Source organism: Streptomyces sp. ActVer (assembly GCF_027270795.1).
GTDB lineage: Bacteria > Actinomycetota > Actinomycetes > Streptomycetales > Streptomycetaceae > Streptomyces > Streptomyces umbrinus_A.
Genome location: NZ_JAPWHT010000810.1, coordinates 1 through 2,096 on the forward strand (window position 1 = coordinate 1; position 2,096 = coordinate 2,096).

The window sequence follows — 2,096 nt, forward strand, 5'->3', positions numbered from 1 at the left end:
CGATCTACGCCCGCACAGGGCGGCCCCGGTTCTACCCGCGCCGACCACGATCAGCGCCTGGACGGCGGCGGCCACCTCGCGGGCCCGGGGCGTCGGGTGGACAGCGACGCGGCGGTCGTTGCGCCTGCCCCGGGCCCGCACCTAGCCGTCTACGCGGCGGGGGTGAGTTCGGCGCGGCCGAACAGCAGGGCGTAGCCGTTGGGGAGCTGGTGCAGGATGCGGGTGATGAGGTCGGGGCCGGCGTGGGTGGCGATGGCGGAGAAGACGGATCCGGTGTCCCAGCGGGTGGTGGCCGGGGAGGCGCCGGTGCGGGCAGCGAGGTCCTTGACGAAGGCCCAGCCGGTGAGGGGCTGGGTGTCGGGGATCTGCGCGGTGAGGACGCGGGCGGCCTCCAAGGGCAGACGGGCGGCGAGATCGACGCGTTCGTCGCCGGTCAGCTGGCGCCCCAGCCCCGCGAGGACCAGGCGGACGGCTTCGTCGGCCTGCTCGCGGGTGGGGTAGGCGCCTTCGTAGCGGACCTTCTCCAACATCTGCTCATACGCCGTCCCGTACGGCTGCTGGTGCTCAAGCGGTACGCGCACGTCGGAGATCACTGCTGTGTATGCCTTTCGTGGAGTGGGGTGGTGCCGGGGTGGGCACCACCCGTCATGGTCAGGTGGGCTGGGGGCGGCCGAAGAGGAGGTCGTAGCCAGCGGGAAGCTGGAGCAGGATCTGCCCCAGCAGGTCATCGTCGGCTGCGTCGGCGACGGTGGACAGCACAGCGCTGACGTCCCAGGCCGCGGTCTGCTCGGTGGCGCCCTCGATCCAGGCGGCGGTCGCCCGGACGAACCGCTCCGCGGGCAGCGGTTCGGCGCTCTGCAGCGGGTTGAGGAGGATCAGGGCGTAGCCCTCCGGCAGGCGCGCCGCGAGATGGGCGCGGACGTCGCCGACCAGATGCGCGCCGAGGAGGGCGAGGACCACGCGGGCCGCACGCTCGGCTTCCTCCGTAGTTCCGTATTCGCCGCGTTCCTTTACGTGCTCGAGGAACACTTCGCGTCGCAGAGTCATCTCGGCCGCCGCCTCTTCCTCCTTGGACTGCCCAGGGGGTGCGGAGGGCGGGATGGAGGGGGGAGATCAGGCGCCTGCCCTCCGCACCCGTCCGGCCGGTGTCAGCCGGAGATCTCGTTTCGGCCGGAGCCGACGCCGATGGAGATCTTGCGGGGCTTGGCGCGCTCGGCGATCGGGATGCGCAGGGTAAGCACGCCCGCGTCGTAGTCGGCCTTGATGTGCTCGGTGTCTAGGGTGTCGGCGAGCACGATCTGGCGGGAGAAGACGCCCAGCGGCCGCTCCGACAGCTCCATCTGCACATCATCGGCCTTCGCCGCCGGCCGGCGCTCGGCCTTGACGGTGAGCATGTTCCGCTCGACGTCGATGTCAAGCGCGTCGGCGCTGACGCCGGGAAGGTCGAAAGCCACCACGTACTCGTCGCCCTCGCGGTAGGCGTCCATCGGCATCGCCGACGGGCGGGACCAGGTGCCCGGGCCCATCAGCTGCTGCGCCAGCCGGTCCAGCTCACGGAAGGGATCAGTGCGCATCAACATCGTGAAAACACCTCCAGCAGGTTCAGGCAGTTGCTGCCAATGCGCTTCACTGACACCGTTGTAACATGTCATCCAATGGATGACAAACACGGTGTCGTCCATGTGATGACAGCCTGAGGGAGGTGTCCGTGACCGCATCCGACCAACCGGCCACGACCAACACGAACGCCCACAGCCCGGCGTCGTTCCTAGCCGCCGCAGCGGCCCTCAACGCCATAGACGACGCCCTGCACGACGCCCAGCAAGACTCCCCGGACACCCCGGATGCTCCCGGCCCCGGGCCGGACCAGGCGCTGGCCTCCCTGATGCTGCTGCGGCAGGTTCGCGAGCAGCTCGCCGGATGGGAGACCGGCCTGATCGAAACCGCCCGCGACGCGGGCGCCAGCTGGGCGGACCTCGCCCATCCCCTCGGCGTCGCCAGCCGCCAGGCAGCCGAACGCCGCTATCTGCGCGGCCGCCCCGGCCCCGCCGGGACCACCGGCGAGCAACGCGTGACGGCCACCCGCCAGGCCCGGG

The 2,096-nt window shown here is 71.0% G+C and carries 4 protein-coding genes; 1 reads left to right on the forward strand and 3 read right to left on the reverse strand.

Going from position 1 to position 2,096, the window contains the following annotated elements:
• Window positions 1–149 precede the first annotated feature (149 nt).
• From O3Q52_RS52305 to O3Q52_RS52315, 3 genes are all read right to left on the reverse strand, one after another.
• Window positions 150–593: a DUF2267 domain-containing protein gene (locus O3Q52_RS52305; RefSeq protein ID WP_269655427.1), complete on the reverse strand. Its 444-nt coding sequence runs from the start codon at window positions 591–593 to the stop codon at window positions 150–152.
• A gap of 58 nt (window positions 594–651) precedes the next feature.
• Entirely contained in the window at window positions 652–1,047 is a 396-nt protein-coding gene (locus O3Q52_RS52310) for a DUF2267 domain-containing protein (protein WP_269655428.1), read from the reverse strand.
• 101 nt (window positions 1,048–1,148) lie between these two features.
• Window positions 1,149–1,580: an Hsp20/alpha crystallin family protein gene (locus tag O3Q52_RS52315; RefSeq protein WP_269655430.1), complete on the reverse strand. Its 432-nt coding sequence runs from the start codon at window positions 1,578–1,580 to the stop codon at window positions 1,149–1,151.
• 128 nt (window positions 1,581–1,708) lie between these two features.
• On the opposite strand from O3Q52_RS52315, the gene O3Q52_RS52320 reads away from it, so the two are divergent.
• A partial coding sequence (locus tag O3Q52_RS52320; protein ID WP_269655429.1) for a type III effector protein occupies window positions 1,709–2,096 on the forward strand: 388 nt, incomplete at its 3' end.